We start from the raw sequence: 250 nt of genomic DNA, 5'->3' as shown, positions 1-250 counted from the left end.
TGGTTAGAATGCCTGCCTGTCACGCAGGAGGTCGCGGGTTCGAGTCCCGTCCAGACCGCCATTTTTTTTGGCTCAGTAGCTCAGTCGGTAGAGCAAAGGACTGAAAATCCTTGTGTCGGCGGTTCGATTCCGTCCTGAGCCACCTTTATTTTTGATAATGGCGATTGTGGCGAAGTGGTTAACGCACCTGATTGTGGTTCAGGCATTCGTGGGTTCGATTCCCATCAGTCGCCCCATTTATAATATTATA

General features: G+C 50.0%; 2 tRNA genes. Both read left to right on the top strand.

Annotated elements, in window-relative coordinates:
- The first annotated feature begins 69 nt into the window (after nt 1–69).
- Nucleotides 70–142: transfer RNA gene (locus AR337_RS08165), tRNA-Phe, on the top strand.
- An 18-nt stretch (nt 143–160) separates the two neighbouring features.
- Nucleotides 161–236, top strand: a tRNA-His gene (locus AR337_RS08160).
- Nucleotides 237–250 lie beyond the last annotated feature (14 nt).

Source organism: Bacillus sp. FJAT-27445, assembly GCF_001510665.1.
In the GTDB taxonomy this organism is placed as follows: domain Bacteria; phylum Bacillota; class Bacilli; order Bacillales; family Cytobacillaceae; genus Bacillus_D.
Note: the sequence above shows the minus strand (reverse complement) of the source record. Positions and strands in the feature narration are given on the sequence as shown.